Here is a 16,488-nt window from a genome sequence, read left to right as displayed (position 1 = left end):
TCAGCCCTCCTCGGTCAGCAGCGGGTAGACGCCGTTCTCGTCGTGGTCCTCCCGCCCGGTGACCGGCGGGTTGAAGACGCACACGCAGCGGAAGTCGGTCTTCACCCGCAGGGTGTGCCGCTCGTGGCCGTCGAGCAGGTACATGGTGCCGGGCGAGATCCAGTGCTTCTCGCCGGTCTCGTCGTCGGTGAGCTCGGCCTCGCCCTCCACGCACAGCACGGCCTCGATGTGGTTGGCGTACCACATGGACGTCTCGGTCCCGGCGTAGAGGACGGTCTCGTGCAGGGAGAAGCCGACCCGCTCCTTGGCGAGGACGATCCGCTTGCTCTCCCACGTACCGCTGCGGGCCTTGACGTGCCGGTCGGTGCCTTCGATGTCCTTGAGGGAGCGGACGATCATGGTGATTGCCTTTCTGTTTGTTCTCCGTGCTTCCTGTTCAGGCCGTTTCTCAGGCCGTTTCTCAGGCCGTTCTCAGGCCGTTCTCAGGCCGTTTCGCGGACCGCGCGGGCCAGGATCCTCAGCCCCTCGTCCAGCTCCTCGGGCGAAATCGTCAGCGCCGGCAGCAGCTTGACGACCTCGCCCTCCGGACCGGACGTCTCCACGAGCAGGCCGAGCTCGAAGGCCCGCCGGGAGATCGCCGAGGCCCGCGCCTTGTCGGCGAACTCCAGCCCCCACACGAGCCCGCGGCCCCGGTACCGCGCGCCGAGCTCCGGGTGCTCGGCGCAGATGGCGCGCAGGGCCTCCTCGGCCTGCTCGCCGCGGGCGAGGGTCTGCTTCTCCATCTGCCCGTCGGTCCAGTAGGCGTCGAGCGCCGCCGCGGCGGTCACGAACGACGGGTTGTTGCCGCGGAAGGTGCCGTTGTGCTCGCCGGGCTCCCACACGTCGAGCTCGGGGCGGAAGAGGGTGAGCGACATCGGCATGCCGTAGCCGCCGATGGACTTGGACAGCGTCACGATGTCCGGGGTGATGCCCGCCTCCTCGAAGGAGAAGAAGGAGCCGGTGCGGCCGCAGCCCATCTGGATGTCGTCGACGATCAGCAGCATGTCGTGCCGCTCGCACAGCGCGGCGAGCCCGCGCAGCCACTCCGGGCGGGCGACGTTGATGCCGCCCTCGCCCTGCACCGTCTCGACGATGACGGCGGCCGGGGTGTTCAGGCCCGAGCCCTGGTCGGCGAGGAGCCGCTCGAACCACAGGAAGTCCGGCACCGTGTCGTCGAGGTAGTGGTCGAACGGCATGGGCGTGCCGTGCACGAGGGGGATGCCCGCGCCGGCCCGCTTGAAGGCGTTGCCGGTGACGGCGAGCGAGCCGAGCGACATGCCGTGGAAGGCGTTGGTGAAGGACACGATCGCCTCGCGGCCCTTCACCTTACGGGCCAGCTTGAGCGCGGCCTCGACGGCGTTGGTGCCCGTCGGGCCGGGGAACATCACCTTGTACGGCAGGTCGCGCGGGCGCAGCACGACGTTCTGGAAGGCTTCCAGGAAGGCGCGCTTGGCGGTGGTCCCCATGTCCAGGCCGTGGGTGACGCCGTCGCGTTCGATGTAGTCGATCAGCGCGCGTTTGAGGACCGGGTTGTTGTGCCCGTAGTTGAGCGCTCCGGCACCGGCGAAGAAGTCGAGGTAGGTGTGGCCGTCCTCGTCGTACATCCGGCTGCCCTGGGCCCGGTCGAAGACCGCGGGCCAGCTGCGGCAGTAGCTGCGGACCTCGGACTCGAGGGCTTCGAAGACGCTGAGGGCGGGCGGGGTGATGGTCATGGGCTGCTCCTGTTCGATGCGTTCGGGGCGTGTGATGCCGTCGGTGAGCGCGTTCAGCGCGCGAGGGGCCCGAGGGGGCCGATGCGGTGCAGCACTTCCGGGTCGTGGCCGTCCTCGGGGAACAGGCCGCCGTGGAAGAGGACTTCGCGGTCGACGGTGGCGCCGTGCCGCTCGGCGAAGGAGGCGAAGAGGCGGTTGGAGGCGGTGTTGCCCGGCGTGATGGTGGTCTCGATCCCGTCGAGCCCGCCCGTCTCGCGGGCCACCCGGGCGACGAGGCCGTCCAGCAGCCCGGCGGCCAGGCCGCGGCCGCGGTGGGGGCGGTCCACGGCCACCTGCCAGACCACGAGGGTGCGGGGGCGGGCGGGGCGGATGTAGCCCGTGATGAAGCCCGCGGGCTCCCCGTCGCCGGGGCGGCGGGCCACGGCGGAGGTGGCGGCGAAGTCGCGGCACCACAGCAGGTAGCTGTACGAGGAGTTGAGGTCCAGGGTTCCGGAGTCGCGGGCGATGCGCCAGATCGCGGCTCCGTCGTCGACGCGCGGGACGTCGAGCGTGAGGTCCTCCGGAATTCCCGGGAATTCCCGGGAGGAGGCGGGGCGGGCACGTGCAAGGTCTGCTTGTGCGGCGGTCATGCGGAGGGAATTTACCGATGCGGATCGGAAATCGCATCGGGGGTGCGGGTTACCCGGCGGCGGGTGGTTGTGTTATCGCGCGAAGGCGCGTGGGCGGGCGAGGCGAGAGTGATACGGGGTGCTTTGCCCGGAAATAACCGGGCGAAAGGGGCGCGATGTGGAGTGTGTCACAAGGGATTGCGGGGCGGATGAATTCCCTTGCGGAAACGTAAGGAAAAAGCTGTGTTTAGGGTGCGGGAAAGCGGGCAGGAGAATGCGCGGGGAGTTGTCTGTGTGAATAAGAAAGGCGGGTCCCGGGGAATTGCCCGGGGTGCGGGCGGGGCCGGCCGGTATCCCGGGGCCGGCGGCCCCTTGGCGAGTGGGAGGAGCGGGCTCGTACAGTGCGGTTCATGAGCGACAGCGGTGTGCTGCACATCAAGGGGCGGGTGCTCGTCGGCGCGGACCCGGACGGCGGGGTGCGTGACGAGTTGTGGGTCGTCGACGGCCGGATCACCTTCGAACGGCCGGTGGGGGCGCGGGACGTCACCACTATCGAGGGCTGGGCGCTGCCCGGCCTCGTGGACGCGCACTGCCATGTGGGGCTCGACGCCCACGGGCCGGTCGACGAGTCCACGAGCGAGAAGCAGGCGCTGACCGACCGGGACGCGGGGGCCCTGCTCCTGCGGGACGCCGGCTCGCCCTCCGACACGCGCTGGATCGACGACCGCGAGGACCTGCCGCGGATCATCCGCGCCGGGCGGCACATCGCGCGCACGCGGCGGTACATCCGCAACTACGCGCACGAGATCGAACCGGACGACCTCGTCGCGTACGTGGCGCGGGAGGCGCGGCGGGGCGACGGCTGGGTCAAGCTCGTCGGCGACTGGATCGACCGCGAGACCGGTGACCTGTCCGCCTGCTGGCCGCGGGGCGAGGTGGAGGCGGCGATCGCCGAGGCGCACCGGCTCGGGGCGCGGGTGACGGCGCACTGCTTCGCGGAGGAGTCGCTGGCGCCGCTGGTGGAGGCGGGGATCGACTGCATCGAGCACGCGACGGGGCTCACCGAGGACACGATTCCGCTGTTCGCGGAGCGGGGGGTCGCCATCGTGCCGACGCTGGTCAACATCGCGACGTTCCCGCGGCTCGCGGAGGGCGGCGAGGCGAAGTTCCCGCGCTGGGCGGACCACATGCGGCGCCTGCACGCGCGGCGCTACGACACGGTGCGGGCGGCGTACGACGCGGGGATCCCCGTCTTCGTCGGGACGGACGCGGGGGGCTCGCTCGCCCACGGCCTCGTCGGCCAGGAGGTCGCCGAACTCGTCAAGGCCGGCCTCCCGCCGGTCGACGCCCTCGCCGCCACGACGTGGGCGGCCCGCGCCTGGCTCGGCCGCCCGGGCCTGGAAGAGGGCGCCCCGGCCGACATCGTCGTCTACGCGACGGACCCCCGCGCGGACGTCCGCGTCCTGGGCACGCCGAGCCGCGTGATCCTCCGGGGGCGGGTAATCCGCTGACGCGGGGGCACCTCCGGTGGGGCTCCCGGGAATCCGGCCGGCCCCGGGCGCCTTTGAGGCGGGCCCGGCACCGCCGGGCACCTCCGGTGGGGGTGTGCGCCGTGGCGGCGGGAAATCCCTCCGCCGCGGCGGTGATCGGCCACGATGCTGCTGTCCGGCGGGTGCCTGACGGCCTTGGGTGGGTTCGGCACCGCCGATGGCGTCCGGTGGGGGCTGCTCGCCGTCGCGGCGGGAGGATTCGGGCAGGCCGTGCCTGGTAGCTCGTTCCGCCGCGGCAGCTCTTCCGCCGCGGTGGTGATCGGCCACGATGCTGCTGTCCGGCGGGTGCCTGACGGCCTTGGGTGGGTTCGGCACCGCCGATGGCGTCCGGTGGGGGTTGCTCGCCGTCGCGGCGGGAGGATTCGGGCAGGCCGTTCTCGGCAGCTCTTCCGCCGCGGCGGTGATCGGCCACGACGGTGGCGTCCGGCGGTGCCGAACCCGCCTCGGGTCTGCTCGGCACCGCCGGTTACGTCCGGTGGCTCGGGCGCCTCGACATCCACGCTGCCACCACCGACCCCGACACGTTGTGCCACACCGAGAAGACCGCCGCCGGGAGGGCCGCCGCGGGGCTGAAGTGGGCCGTGGCCAGGGACGCCGCCAGGCCCGAGTTCTGCATGCCGACCTCGAAGGCCATCGCGCGGCTCGACGGGCCGCCCAGGCGGGCCGCGCGGCCCGCCGCGTAGCCCAGGGCCAGGCCGAGCCCGTTGTGGAGGACGACGGCGAGGAGGACGAGCGCCGCCGCGTCCTTGATGCGCGCCGCGCTGCCCGACACCACGATCAGGACGAGCACGGCGATCGTCAGCGCCGACAACGACGGCAGAACACCCAGCACCCTGGCGATTCGCCGCCCCGCAGCCATCCGCACCAGCGCCCCGCCGACCACCGGCACGAGCACGGTCTTGAGGATGTCGGTGAACATCGCGCCCGCGTCCACGTCCAGGAACCGGCCCGCCAGCAGCAGCGTCAACGGCGGTGTGACCAGCGGCGCGACGAGCGTCGAGACGGTCGCGACGGACACCGACAGAGCGACGTCCCCGCGCGCCAGGTACGTGACCACGTTCGACGCCGTCCCGCTCGGCGCGCAGCCGACCAGGATCACCCCGGCCGCCAGCTGCGGCGGCAGCCCCAGCGCCGTGGCGATGAGCCAGCCCAGCCCCGGCATGATCACGTAGTGGGCGACGAGGCCGAGCCCGACCGCCCAGGGCCGCTTGGCGACCGCGCGGAAGTCGTCACCGGTCAGGGTGAGGCCCATCGTGAACATCACGACGCCCAGCAGGTACGGCACGGCCGGCGCCCAGCCGGTGAAGTGCGACGGCGCGGCCAGCCCCAGCGCCCCGGCCGCGACGACGAGCAGCGGGAAGACGGTGACGGCCAGCCGCGCCGTCCGGTCGGCTGAGGACGAGGGTGAGGCCGAGGCTGCTGCCGGGCGTATACGCGTTCTCGGGGTCGACATACGGCGGACCTTAGCGATCACTCCGCCCCTCGGCCAGAGCCGGTCTCACCCCTCGGCGAGCGCCTTGCCCAGCGCCTCCGCGAAGCGGTCCGTCGTCGCGCGGTCCCGGACCGCGAGGCGCAGATAGTCCGGCCCCAGCCCCGGAAACGTGTCGCCGCGCCGCACCGCGAACCCCAGCCCCCGCAGCCTGCCCCGTACGGCCGCGCCGCCCCGTACCCGGATCAGCAGGAACGGCCCGGCCGCCGGCCCGTGCACCCGGACCCCCTCGAACTGGCCCACCGCGGCCGCCAGATACGTCCGGTCCTCCGCGAGCCGCCCCGCCGCGTCCTCGGCCTCCGCGAGCGCCGGGGCGGCACTGCACGCCTCCGCCGCCGCCAGCGCCGGCGACGACACCGGCCACAGCGGCTGCGCGCGCTCCAGCCGGGCTATGGTCCCGGGCGACGCGAGGACGTAGCCGATGCGCAGACCCGCCAGCCCCCACGTCTTGGTGAGGCTGCGCAGCACGACCAGCCCCGGCAGGTCCGTGACCGAGGCCAGGGACTCCGCCTCGCCCGGCACCGCGTCCATGAACGCCTCGTCCACGACGAGCGTCCGCCCCGGCCGGGCGAGCCGCGCCAGGTCCCGCGCCGGGTGCAGCACGGACGTCGGGTTCGTCGGATTGCCGACGACGACCAGGTCCGCGTCCCCCGGCACCGCGCGCGGGTCCAGCCGGAAGCCGTCCGCCTCGTCGAGCAGCACCCGCTCCACTTGGTGCCCCGCGTCCCGCAGCGCCGCCTCCGGCTCCGTGAACTGCGGGTGCACGACGACCGGCCGCCGCACCCGCAGCGCCCGCGCCAGGAGCACGAACGCCTCCGCCGCGCCCGCCGTCAGCAGCACCCGCTCCTCCGGCAGCCCGTGCCGCGCCGCCACCGCGCGCCGCGCGGCCCGCCCGTCCGGGTACGCGGCGAGCCCGTCCAGCGACGCGGCGATGCGCTCCCGCAGCCACACCGGCGGAGTGCCCGCCCGTACGTTCACCGCGAGGTCCGTCAGCTCCGCGCCGGCACCCCGCACTTCGGCGTCACCGTGGTGGCGCAGGTCGGGTTCGCTGGGAGTGTGCATGGCCGCGGGCCGCCTTCTTCTCAGTTTCTCAGTGCCGGATCGTCGTCGGCGGGCGCGTGCGGCCCACCCCGAAACGGTACTGACGGCCACCGAACGGCCGTCAAGCGGGTCCGTACGCGACCGCGCACGTCGCCCGCGCGGACTTCCGCTTCCCCACGGCCAGTACGGCGCCCGGCCCGGCCGCCAGCAGCGCCGCCGCCTCCGCCACCGCGGGCGTGCCCACGGCGGCCAGGGCGGCGGCCGACGAACCCGCCGGCACGGCGACCTGTGACAGGGCGTCCGCCCCGTAGGACCGCAGCGGCACCCCCAGCCGGGCGGCCGCCGCCAGCAGGCCGGGCTCGTCCGCCTTCGCCTCCACCGTCACCAGCGCGGACGGCCGCGGCCCGGCCGCCCCCGCCCCCGCCCCCGCTTCCGCAAGCGTCTGCTCGATCAGCTCCAGCACCTCCGCGGCCGGCACGCCGCGCCGGGCGCCCACGCCCACGTAGACGGCGGCCACCGGCATCACCCGCGGGCGGCGGCGCCCGCCACGAGCCGGGCGGCCGCGCCGGGGGCGCCCGCCCAGTGCACGTGCAGGTACGAGGCGTGGACTCCGCCGAGCACGAAGCCCTCCGTTCGGCGCTCCGGGTGCGTGAAGCCCCACGCCGGGGTCCCGCCCGCGCCCGGCTCCGTCACCGTGCGGTGGAACTCGTGGCCCCGGACGCGGGTGCCCGCCTGCGCCAGCGGGTTGTCCGCGATCGCCACGGCCTCGCGGTAGCCGAGGGTGAGGCGGCCGGACATCCGCGCCTCCGCGGGCAGCACGCCGCACATCGGCTTGCCGTCCAGCGAGCGCGACAGGTACAGCAGGCCCGCGCACTCGGCGACGACCGGGGCGCCGGTTGCCGCGAGGGCGGCGACCGCCTTGCGGAGGGGTTCGTTCGCGGAGAGTTCCGGGGCGTAGACCTCGGGGAATCCGCCGCCTATGACGAGGGCGGCGGTTCTTTCCGGGAGGGACTCGTCGCGGAGGGGGTCGAAGGGGACGACCTCCGCGCCGGCGGCCCGGAGCAGTTCTGTGTGTTCCGTGTACGAGAAGGTGAACGCGGCACCGCCGGCTACGGCGATGATCGGTGCGCTTTTCGGGTGCGGCTTGGTGGGTGGTTTGTGCCCACCCGTTCCGCCTTGCGGAACGCCTGCCCACAAACCAGCGGGATCCCACGGCTCCGCCGTGAGCGGTGGTGCCGTGCGCGCCAGCGCCAGCAGGCCCTCCAGGTCGCAGCCCTCTCTGACCTGGGCCGCCTGGGCCGCCACCGCGTCCGTCGCCTCGGTGCTGCGCTCCGCCACCGGGACCAGGCCCAGGTGCCGGGACGGCGTGTGCACCTGCTCGACCCGCCGCACCGCCCCCAGCACCGGGACCCCCGACTCCGTCAGGGCCTCCCGCAGCAGGGCCTCGTGGCGGTCCGAGCCGACCTTGTTGAGGATGACGCCCGCGACCCGTACCTCCGGGTCCCAGGACGCGAAGCCGTGCACCAGCGCGGCCACCGAACGCGACTGCGACGACGCGTCGACGACCAGCACGACCGGCGCCTTCAGCAGCTTCGCCACGTGCGCCGTCGACGCCAGCTCGCCCTGCCCGCTCGCCCCGTCGTACAGGCCCATCACGCCCTCGACCACCGCGACGTCGCAGCCCGCTGCCCCGTGCAGGAACAGCGGGGCGATCCGCTCGGGGCCGCACATGTACGCGTCGAGGTTGCGGCCGGGCCGCCCCGTCGCCAGCGCGTGGTAGCCGGGGTCGATGTAGTCCGGGCCGACCTTGTGCGGGGACACGGCGAGGCCCGCGTCCGTGAAGGCCCGCATCAGGCCGGTGGCCACCGTGGTCTTGCCGCTGCCGGAGGCCGGCGCGGCGATGACCAGGCGGGGGATGCGCGTACTCACCACTCGATGCCCCGCTGGCCCTTCTGGCCGGTGTCCATCGGGTGCTTCACCTTCGACATGTCCGTCACCAGGTCCGCGAACTCGACCAGCTTCTCCGGGGCGTTGCGGCCCGTGATGACCACGTGCTGAGTGCCGGGGCGGTTGCGCAGCACCTCGACCACCTCGTCCGTGTCGATCCACCCCCAGTGCAGGGGGTAGGCGAACTCGTCCAGCACGTACAGCTTGTACCGCTCGGCCGCCAGGTCGCGCTTGACCTGCTCCCAGCCCTCGCGCGCCTTCTCCTCGTTCGAGAGTTCGCCCTCTTTGGCGTCGCGCTGGATCCACGACCAGCCCTCGCCCATCTTGTGCCAGTCGACGCTGCCGCCTTCGCCCGACGCACCGAGCACCCGCAGGGCGTTCTCCTCGCCGACCTTCCACTTCGCCGACTTCACGAACTGGAACACCCCGATCGGCCAGCCCTGGTTCCAGGCCCGCAGCGCCAGGCCGAACGCCGCCGTCGACTTGCCCTTGCCGATGCCGGTGTGGACGAAGACGAGCGGCCGGTTGCGGCGCTGGCGCGTCGTGAGGCCGTCGTCGGGAACGGTGGTCGGCTGCCCCTTGGGCATTACGCGGCCCTCCTGGTGTGAGTGGTCCGTACGGTGTGTACGAGCGCGGAGATGCTGTCCGCGCGCAGCTCGTCCAGCGTCACGACCGGGCCGCGCAGCTCGCGGCCCAGCTCGGCGGCGAGCCCGAGCCGCACCGGCCCCTGCTCGCAGTCCACGACCACCGACGCCGTGCCCTCGCCGGCCAGCAGCCGCGCCGCGCGCGCCGCCCGTGCCAGCGGCTCGGGGCCGCCCGTCGCCCGCCCGTCGGTGACCACGACCACCAGCGGCCGCCGCGACGGGTCGCGCAGCCGCTCCACCCGCAGGACGTCGTGCGCCCGCAGCAGGCCCGCCGCGAGCGGCGTGCGGCCGCCCGTCGGCAGCTTCTCCAGCCGGGCCGCGCCGGCGTCCACCGACGAGGTCGGCGGCAGCGCCACCTCGGCGCCCGCGCCGCGGAACGTGATCATCCCGATCTTGTCGCGGCGCTGGTACGCGTCCAGCAGCAGCGACAGCACCGCGCCCTTCACGGCGCTCATCCGCTTCCGGGCCGCCATGGAGCCGGAGGCGTCCACGACGAACAGCACGAGATTGCCCTCGCGGCCCTCGCGCACCGCCTCCCGCAGGTCGTCGCGGCGCACGACCAGGCCGGGGCCGCTGCGGCCGCGCGCCCGCTGGTGCGGCGCGGCCGCCTGCACCGTCGCGGCCAGGTGCAGGCGGGACAGGGCGCCGCGGGGACGGCGGGAACCGGTCGTCCGGCCGTGCGCCGTACGGGCCCGCGAGCGGCGGCCGTCGGCGCCCTCGCCGAGACCGGGGACGTCGAACCGGCGGGTCCGGAAGGGGGCGGAGGCGGCCACGGCGGGGGCCTCGGGGGCTTCTCCGGCCGCGGGCGCGCTCTCAGGGGCGTCCGGGGTCTCCCGGGAGGCGGGGCCGGAGTCGGCCCCGGTCTCGGCGGGCTCCTGCCGCTGCTGCGGCACGTCGGGCGCGCCGTCAGCGGCCGGGCCGTCCTGCGGGGGCTGCTGCCCGCCGCCGTCGGGACCGCCGGGGCCGTCGTCGTCCGGGCCTTCCGGCTCCGGGCCCGGCTCGGGGTCCGGCTCCTCGTCCTCGAAGCTGTTGAGGATCTCGTCGAGCTTGTCCTCGTCCAGGCCCGGGGCGTCGAAGGGGTTGCGCCGGCGCCGGTGCGGCAGCGACAGCAGCGCTGCCTGCCGGACGTCCGCCGTCGTCACGTCCGTACGGCCCGCCCACGCGGCCAGCGCCGTCGCCGTCCGCGCGGTGACGATGTCGGCGCGCATGCCGTCCACCTCGAACCCGGCGCACACGGCGGCGATGCGGCGCAGCGCGCCGTCACCCAGCCGCACGTCCGGCAGCAGCGCCCGCGCGGCGGCGATGCGCTCGCGCAGCCCGTCCTCCTCCGCCGCCCACTTGGCGGCGAACGCGGCCGGGTCCTCGTCGTAGGCGAGGCGGCGGCGTACGACCTCGACGCGCTCGTCGGGCTCGCGCGAGGCCGCGACCTCGACGGTCAGGCCGAAGCGGTCGAGGAGCTGGGGGCGGAGCTCGCCCTCTTCGGGGTTCATGGTGCCGACGAGCAGGAAGCGGGACGCGTGACGGACCGACACTCCCTCACGCTCGACGGAGGAGGAGCCGGTGGCCGCCGCGTCGAGCAGCGAGTCGACCAGGTGGTCCCCGAGGAGATTGACCTCGTCGACGTAGAGGACGCCCCGGTGCGCGGCGGCCAGCAGGCCCGGCTCGAACGCCTTCACGCCCTCGCCCAGCGCCCGCTCGATGTCGAGCGCCCCGACGAGCCGGTCCTCGGACGCGCCGACGGGCAGCTCGACCATGCGGGCGGGCCGGGAGGCGCTCGGCCCGCCCTCGTGCGGGCCGTCGGGGCACGAGGGGTCCGGGGCGGCGGGGTCGCAGGAGAAGCGGCAGTCGGGGACTGCCACGACGTCGGGCAGCAGCGTGGCCAGGCTGCGGACGGCGGTCGTCTTGGCCGTACCTTTCTCGCCCCGTACGAGCACTCCGCCGATGGACGGCGAGATGGCGTTGAGCAGCAGGCCCAGCCGCATGTCGTCCATGCCGACGATCGCGGTGAACGGGTAGGTGGCCGAGGCCATCAGGTGGTACCCCCTTCGAGGGAATCGATCCGGCTGGGAACTTCGGTGGCCGCTGGACCCGGCAGAGTGTTGCCGTGCCCCGCGCGAGCGGGGGTGAGCCGGGGACTGCCAAGACGACGACGGTCCGGGCTCTGTTCTCTCTGCGCAGGCGGAGGTGGGGCCCCCGGCGGTATGAACCGTAGACCGCTGGGCACCCCGTCCTCGATCAGCCGCAGCAGCGCGTCCGTGTCCGCGTGTTCCTCGATCAGGTCGCCCAGCCGGTCCAGCTGTTCCTCGCGCAGCGCCGCGAACGACGTGTCCGGGGCCGGGACGAACGCCCTCCCCGCCGCCTCCGCGACGCGCCGCAGGAACGCCCGGCGGAAGCCGTCGCTCTCCAGGGAGCCGTGCCAGTGCGTGCCCCACACCGAGCCCACCCGGCAGCCGTCCAGGAACGGTTCGTCCCCGCCCCGCACGTCCGCCACGCCGTGGTGGATCTCGTAGCCCTCCACGGGCTCGCCCAGGGCCGTGCCCACCGGTCTCGCCAGGGTCTTCTCCGCGGCGAAGCGGATGCGCACCGGCAGCAGGCCCAGCCCCTCGACCGTGCCCGCCTTCGACTCGACCTCGTCCTCGATGCGCTCGCCCAGCACCTGGAAGCCGCCGCAGATGCCCAGCACCGGGCGGCCCTCCGCCGCGCGCCGCGCGAGCGCGTCCGCGAGGCCGCGCTCGCGCAGCCACGCCAGCGCGCGCACCGTGCCGCGCGTGCCCGGCACGACCACCAGGTCGGCGTCCGCGAGCTCCTCCGCGCGGTCGACGAAGCGCACGACCACGCCCGGCTCGGCCGCCAGCGCGTCCACGTCCGTGAAGTTCGACATCAGCGGCACCGCGCACACCGCGACCCGCAGCACGTCCGCCCCGTGCGGCGGCGCCACCACCGACTCGCGCACCGCGCCCCGCAGGGAGACCCGCAGGCCGTCCTCCTCGTCGATGCCGAGGCCGTGCGCGAACGGCAGGACGCCGAACGTCCGCCGGCCCGTCAGCTCGTACAGCATGTCCAGGCCCGGCTCCAGCAGCGTCACGTCGCCCCGGAACTTGTTGACGACGTAACCCGCTATCAGCTCCTGGTCCTCCGGCGACAGCAGCGCCGTCGTGCCGAAGAACGACGCGAAGACCCCGCCGCGGTCGATGTCGCCCACCACGACCACGGGCAGCCGGGCCGCCCGGGCGATGCCCATGTTGACGATGTCGCTGCGCCGCAGGTTGATCTCGGCCGGGCTGCCCGCGCCCTCGCAGATCACCGCGTCGTGCGTGCGCCGCAGCTCCTCCAGGCACTCGGTCACCGTGCCGAACAACTGCTCCTGGCGGCCCGCGTGGTAGCCGCGGGCACTCAGCTCGCCGACCGGCTTGCCCATCAGGACGACCTGGCTGCTGCGGTCCCCGCCGGGCTTCAGCAGGACGGGGTTCATGAGCGCGCTCGGCTCCACGCGGGCCGCGGCCGCCTGCATGGCCTGCGCGCGGCCTATCTCCGCGCCCTCGCGCGTCACGAACGAGTTGAGCGACATGTTCTGCGCCTTGAACGGCGCGACCTTGACGCCCTTGCGGACCAGCCAGCGGCAGATGCCGGCCGTCACCACGCTCTTGCCCGCGTCCGAGGTGGTGCCGGCCACCAGCAGGCCCCCGCCCAGCGGGCCCCCGGGCCCGCTCCTGTCAGCCGTCACCGGTTCCTCCTTGCCGTCGTCAACAGGCTGCCCACTGTGCGGGCCGCCACCGCCGTCCCCAGGGCCAGCAGCGACACGCGGCGCGAGAGGCGTACCGCGCGCTCGATGTCGTCCGTCCGCACGGGGCGGTTCTCCGCGCCCAGGACGGGGCGGTGCTCGACCCGGCCCGCGTACGCGAGCGTGCCGCCCAGCCGCACGCCGAGCGCCCCCGCGAACGCCGCCTCCACGGGGCCCGCGTTGGGGCTCGGGTGACGGGAAGCGTCGCGCCGGGCCACGCGCCAGGCGCCGCGCCGGTCCGGGCCCGCGAGGACGGTGAGGGCGGCGGTCAGGCGGGCGCCGGGCCAGCCGGCCACGTCGTCCAGGCGGGCCGAGGCCCAGCCGAAGCGGCGGTAACGGGCCGACTTGTGGCCGACCATGGCGTCCAGGGTGTTCACGGCCCGGAACGCCACCAGGCCGGGCACGCCGCCGAACGCGCCCCACACGAGGGCGCCGACGACGGCGTCCGAGGTGTTCTCGGCCACCGACTCCACGACGGCGCGGGCGATCTGCTGACCGTCCAGCGCCTGCGGGTCGCGGCCGCACAGGTGCGGCAGGCGCTCGCGGGCGACGTCCACGTCACCGGCGGCGAGCGCGCCCCCGATGGCGCGCGCCTCGCGGCCCAGCGATGTGCCGCCGAGCACGGCCCAGGTGGCGGCGGCGGTCAGCGCGACCTCGGCGGTACGGGAACGGGAGGCGCGTACGGTACGGGCCAGCAGCGCGGCGCCGGCGGCAGCGCCCCCGGCGCACACCAGCGTGTGCAGGGCGCCGCGGCCGCGGTCGTCGCGCCACAGGCGCTGCTCCACGGCGAGCGCGGCGCGGCCGAACGCGGCGACGGGGTGGCCGCGGCGGGGGTCGCCCAGGACGCGGTCACCGAGGAAGCCGAGGGCGGCGCCGCACGCGAAACCGATCGGGTCGGCACGCATCGGCTCAGACCGCCGTCACGCCTCGGCGGGGGAAGAGGGTGCTGCGGGGCGTTCGGTGGCGGGCGCCGGGCATGACGATGTGTCCTCACTCAGGGTCCGCGCCCTGGCTCGACGTGACCGGCGACCAGAGTCTCCTGGCTCCCGGATCCGCGTCCGCCCCGGCCTTCCGGCTCGCCGCCGTGGCCATGGTGTGGGGAGACGCTCCCCGGTGACAGTGGCGGGACCGCGCCGGATTCGCACCGGCTTCCTCTGCTGTCGCCGTTTGGCTCCGGAAGTCCACCATGCGCCGCGGGCGCCGTCAACTCATGTCTGACCTGGCCCGACGCGGACGCCTCCGGCGGGAGTTCTGTTGCGCGGCAACGGAATTGCCCCTGGGCACGCGAACGGCCGGGCCCCCTCGGGGGCCCGGCCGTCGTCGTCGGAGCGTGCGCTTACGCCACGATCAAGTAGATGCCGTAGCCCACGGCCGCCGCGCACAGGGCGAAGCACGCGTACGCGCCGGAGCGCGCGAGCGCCCCCGCGCCCGTACCCGCGGCCGCGTCCGCCGAGGCCCCCGTGCGGGGCGCCGTGCCCATGATGCCGAGGGTGAAGATGCCCACCAGGCCGACCGTCACCACGAGGCTGACGCCGAAGACCTGGCCGAGAGCTGCCCAGTCGATGTGCATGCTGTGTCTTCCTTATGCCTTAGCTCGCCGCGGCGGCGGCAGGAGCCCGCCCGGCCTCGGGGGAGGGGGAGGCCGCGGAGGCCAGGGGCCCGGCCGGCGGCGGGGCGACGGCCTGCAGGGCCGCGGTGACGACACCGGCCGGCTCGGCGCCGGCGACGGCGTCGCGCGCGTCCAGGTCGTCGTGGGTGACGGGCTTGCGGCGCGAGGCCAGCCAGATCGCGGCGGAGACGCCCAGGCCGAGGACGGCGACCGCGCCGACGCCCCAGTCGCCCTGGTCGGCGAGGAGGGCCGCGCCGCCGGCGACGAGGCCGGCCGCGGGCAGGGTCAGGCCCCAGGCCATGACCATGCGCCCGGCGGTGGACCAGCGCACGACGCCGCCCTTGCGGCCGAGGCCGGCGCCCATGATCGAGCCGGAGCAGACCTGGGTGGTGGAGAGCGCGAAGCCGATGTGCGAGGAGGCGAGGATCACGGTCGCGGCGCCGGTCTGGGCGGCGAAGCCCTGCGCGGGCTTGATGTCGGTGAGGCCCTTGCCGAGGGTCTGGATGATGCGCCAGCCGCCCAGGTACGTGCCGAGGGCGATGGCCAGGCCGGCCGAGACGATGACCCACATCGGCGGGTCGGAGTGCGGCGCGACGACGCCGCCGGCGACGAGCGCGAGGGTGATCACGCCCATCGTCTTCTGGGCGTCGTTGGTGCCGTGGGCGAGGGAGACCAGGGCGGCCGAGGCGATCTGCCCGGCGCGGTAGCCCTTGGCGGTGTCGCGCTCGTCGCGGCCGCGGGCGAGCCGGTAGGTGAGCCGGGTCGCGCACCAGGCGGCGAGGCCGGCCACGATCGGCGCGGCGACGGCGGGGATGAGGACCTTCATGACGACCTTGTCGGCATTGACCGCGTCGAAGCCGACGGAGACGATCGTCGCGCCGATGAGACCGCCGAAGAGGGCGTGCGAGGAGCTGGAGGGCAGACCGGCGAGCCAGGTCAGCAGGTTCCAGACGATCGCGCCGACCAGGCCCGCGAAGATGACCTCCGGTCTGATGCCCGCGCTCTCATCGATGATTCCCCCGGAGATCGTCTTGGCGACCTCCACGGACAGGAATGCGCCGACGAGGTTCAGCACGGCCGACATCGCCACTGCCACCTTGGGCTTGAGGGCCCCGGTGGAGATGGTGGTGGCCATGGCGTTGGCCGTGTCGTGGAAGCCGTTCGTAAAGTCGAACACCAAGGCCGTGACGATCACGATCCCGATGAGAAGCGTGATGTGTTCCATTCACCCAGGCAATCAGCTCGATGGTCAGTACAGCGGGGACCGTAAAGACCTTGGGTGAACGGAAGGTGAACTGATCCCGGCACGGCAGTGACGCGAACCGGAGGCAGTAGCGGATGCAGACGGATGGAGGACGGATGACGGAGACCGAGCGGATCCGCCGGACGTGGGCCGATGTCCTGGCCACGGCCCGCCGCACCACCGCCGAGGGCCTCGTCGTGGGCACGTCGGGCAACGTCTCCGCCCGGACCGGCGACGTGATCGTCGTCACACCGAGCGGCGTCCCGTACGACCGGCTGACCGCGCGCGACGCGGTCGCCGTCGACCTGGAGGGCCGCCCGCTCCTCGGCGACCTCGCCCCCACCAGCGAGCTCCCCCTGCACCTGGCGGTCTACCGCGCCACGGACGCCGCCGCGATCGTGCACACGCACGCCGTCCACGCCACGGCCGTCTCCACCCTCGTCGACGAGCTGCCCCTGATCCACTACATGTCCGGCGCCCTCGGCGGGCCGGTCCGCGTCGCCCCGTACGCCCTCTACGGCAGCGACGAGCTGGCCGCGCACGCCCTGGAGGCCCTCGACGGCCGCACCGGCTGCCTCCTGCGTAACCACGGCACCCTCACCTACGGCGCCGCCCTCGACCAGGCCTACGACCGCACCGCGCAGCTGGAGTGGATGTGCCGCGTCTGGCTCACGGCCTCCTCCATACCCGGCCGCGCCCCCGCCCTCCTCACCCCCGCCCAGGCGGACCGGGCGGCGGAGAAGCTCCGCGGCTACGGCTCCCGGCGCTGACCGCCGCGTTCCGGCCAGGGGCGTACGGAGCGCCGCCGTCGCCCACTGGCCGGGT

General features: G+C 74.4%; 15 protein-coding genes and 1 riboswitch. Of the genes, 2 read left to right on the top strand and 13 right to left on the bottom strand.

Annotation, left to right across the window (positions count from 1 at the left end):
* The 3 genes from PS271_RS05360 to ectA all read right to left on the bottom strand — a co-directional run bounded on the left by PS271_RS05360 (position 1) and on the right by ectA (position 2,380).
* A complete protein-coding gene (locus PS271_RS05360; protein ID WP_367135830.1) occupies positions 1-399 on the bottom strand; it encodes an ectoine synthase in 399 nt (132 codons plus the stop codon).
* 83 nt (positions 400-482) lie between these two features.
* The gene (ectB, locus tag PS271_RS05355) at positions 483-1,751 is read right to left on the bottom strand and encodes a diaminobutyrate--2-oxoglutarate transaminase (RefSeq protein ID WP_398380528.1); all 1,269 of its coding nucleotides are present in this window, start codon (positions 1,749-1,751) and stop codon (positions 483-485) included.
* A 53-nt stretch (positions 1,752-1,804) separates the two neighbouring features.
* Positions 1,805-2,380: a diaminobutyrate acetyltransferase gene (ectA, locus tag PS271_RS05350; protein WP_398380526.1), complete on the bottom strand. Its 576-nt coding sequence runs from the start codon at positions 2,378-2,380 to the stop codon at positions 1,805-1,807.
* Positions 2,381-2,769: 389 nt separating this feature from the next.
* Between ectA and PS271_RS05345 the strand changes: the two genes are divergently transcribed.
* Complete coding sequence (locus PS271_RS05345; RefSeq protein ID WP_398380524.1) at positions 2,770-3,870, top strand: amidohydrolase family protein; 1,101 nt, start codon at positions 2,770-2,772, stop codon at positions 3,868-3,870.
* A 505-nt stretch (positions 3,871-4,375) separates the two neighbouring features.
* Here PS271_RS05345 and PS271_RS05340 read toward each other — a convergent pair.
* The 10 genes from PS271_RS05340 to PS271_RS05295 all read right to left on the bottom strand — a co-directional run bounded on the left by PS271_RS05340 (position 4,376) and on the right by PS271_RS05295 (position 15,645).
* The gene (locus tag PS271_RS05340) at positions 4,376-5,362 is read right to left on the bottom strand and encodes a bile acid:sodium symporter family protein (RefSeq protein WP_398380522.1); all 987 of its coding nucleotides are present in this window, start codon (positions 5,360-5,362) and stop codon (positions 4,376-4,378) included.
* Positions 5,363-5,407: 45 nt separating this feature from the next.
* Positions 5,408-6,460 (bottom strand): Rv2231c family histidinol phosphate aminotransferase CobC, encoded by a 1,053-nt coding sequence (gene cobC, locus PS271_RS05335; RefSeq protein WP_398380520.1) that lies wholly within the window; start codon positions 6,458-6,460, stop codon positions 5,408-5,410.
* A gap of 100 nt (positions 6,461-6,560) precedes the next feature.
* Entirely contained in the window at positions 6,561-6,962 is a 402-nt protein-coding gene (locus PS271_RS05330) for a cobalamin biosynthesis protein (RefSeq protein ID WP_398380518.1), read from the bottom strand.
* Positions 6,962-8,368, bottom strand: coding sequence for a cobyrinic acid a,c-diamide synthase CobB (locus PS271_RS05325; RefSeq protein ID WP_398380516.1), 1,407 nt, complete (start codon positions 8,366-8,368; stop codon positions 6,962-6,964). The genes PS271_RS05330 and PS271_RS05325 overlap by 1 nt, the downstream gene beginning before the upstream one ends.
* Positions 8,365-8,973, bottom strand: a complete 609-nt coding sequence (cobO, locus tag PS271_RS05320) for a cob(I)yrinic acid a,c-diamide adenosyltransferase (protein WP_120754090.1) — start codon at positions 8,971-8,973, stop codon at positions 8,365-8,367. The genes PS271_RS05325 and cobO overlap by 4 nt, the downstream gene beginning before the upstream one ends.
* Complete coding sequence (locus PS271_RS05315; RefSeq protein ID WP_398380513.1) at positions 8,973-11,060, bottom strand: putative cobaltochelatase; 2,088 nt, start codon at positions 11,058-11,060, stop codon at positions 8,973-8,975. The genes cobO and PS271_RS05315 overlap by 1 nt, the downstream gene beginning before the upstream one ends.
* Entirely contained in the window at positions 11,060-12,721 is a 1,662-nt protein-coding gene (locus PS271_RS05310) for a cobyric acid synthase (RefSeq protein ID WP_398386686.1), read from the bottom strand. Before PS271_RS05310 ends, PS271_RS05315 begins: the two co-directional genes overlap by 1 nt.
* Positions 12,722-12,750: 29 nt before the next feature.
* Positions 12,751-13,716 (bottom strand): cobalamin biosynthesis protein, encoded by a 966-nt coding sequence (locus tag PS271_RS05305; protein WP_398380511.1) that lies wholly within the window; start codon positions 13,714-13,716, stop codon positions 12,751-12,753.
* A 128-nt stretch (positions 13,717-13,844) separates the two neighbouring features.
* Positions 13,845-13,965, bottom strand: a riboswitch (cobalamin riboswitch).
* A gap of 182 nt (positions 13,966-14,147) precedes the next feature.
* The gene (locus PS271_RS05300) at positions 14,148-14,381 is read right to left on the bottom strand and encodes a hypothetical protein (RefSeq protein ID WP_398380509.1); all 234 of its coding nucleotides are present in this window, start codon (positions 14,379-14,381) and stop codon (positions 14,148-14,150) included.
* Positions 14,382-14,400: 19 nt separating this feature from the next.
* On the bottom strand, positions 14,401-15,645 hold the full coding sequence (locus PS271_RS05295; protein ID WP_398380507.1) for an inorganic phosphate transporter: 1,245 nt from the start codon (positions 15,643-15,645) through the stop codon (positions 14,401-14,403).
* A gap of 134 nt (positions 15,646-15,779) precedes the next feature.
* On the opposite strand from PS271_RS05295, the gene PS271_RS05290 reads away from it, so the two are divergent.
* Positions 15,780-16,433 carry a class II aldolase/adducin family protein gene (locus PS271_RS05290; RefSeq protein ID WP_398380505.1) on the top strand — a complete coding sequence of 218 codons (654 nt, stop codon included), beginning with the start codon at positions 15,780-15,782 and terminating at the stop codon, positions 16,431-16,433.
* Positions 16,434-16,488: the final 55 nt, after the last annotated feature.

This window comes from Streptomyces sp. SCA2-17 (genome assembly GCF_044336695.1).
This window is presented reverse-complemented; position numbering and strand designations above follow the sequence as displayed.

Bases quoted from the DNA above. Each gene is read 5' to 3' on its own strand.
- PS271_RS05360 (WP_367135830.1), bottom strand. From the start codon at position 399: ATGATCGTCCGCTCCCTCAAGGACATCGAAGGCACCGACCGGCACGTC.
- ectB (WP_398380528.1), bottom strand. From the start codon at position 1,751: ATGACCATCACCCCGCCCGCCCTCAGCGTCTTCGAAGCCCTCGAGTCC.
- ectA (WP_398380526.1), bottom strand. From the start codon at position 2,380: ATGACCGCCGCACAAGCAGACCTTGCACGTGCCCGCCCCGCCTCCTCC.
- PS271_RS05345 (WP_398380524.1), top strand. From the start codon at position 2,770: ATGAGCGACAGCGGTGTGCTGCACATCAAGGGGCGGGTGCTCGTCGGC.
- PS271_RS05340 (WP_398380522.1), bottom strand. From the start codon at position 5,362: ATGTCGACCCCGAGAACGCGTATACGCCCGGCAGCAGCCTCGGCCTCA.
- cobC (WP_398380520.1), bottom strand. From the start codon at position 6,460: ATGCACACTCCCAGCGAACCCGACCTGCGCCACCACGGTGACGCCGAA.
- PS271_RS05330 (WP_398380518.1), bottom strand. From the start codon at position 6,962: ATGCCGGTGGCCGCCGTCTACGTGGGCGTGGGCGCCCGGCGCGGCGTG.
- cobO (WP_120754090.1), bottom strand. From the start codon at position 8,973: ATGCCCAAGGGGCAGCCGACCACCGTTCCCGACGACGGCCTCACGACG.
- PS271_RS05315 (WP_398380513.1), bottom strand. From the start codon at position 11,060: ATGGCCTCGGCCACCTACCCGTTCACCGCGATCGTCGGCATGGACGAC.
- PS271_RS05305 (WP_398380511.1), bottom strand. From the start codon at position 13,716: ATGCGTGCCGACCCGATCGGTTTCGCGTGCGGCGCCGCCCTCGGCTTC.
- PS271_RS05300 (WP_398380509.1), bottom strand. From the start codon at position 14,381: ATGCACATCGACTGGGCAGCTCTCGGCCAGGTCTTCGGCGTCAGCCTC.
- PS271_RS05295 (WP_398380507.1), bottom strand. From the start codon at position 15,645: ATGGAACACATCACGCTTCTCATCGGGATCGTGATCGTCACGGCCTTG.
- PS271_RS05290 (WP_398380505.1), top strand. From the start codon at position 15,780: ATGACGGAGACCGAGCGGATCCGCCGGACGTGGGCCGATGTCCTGGCC.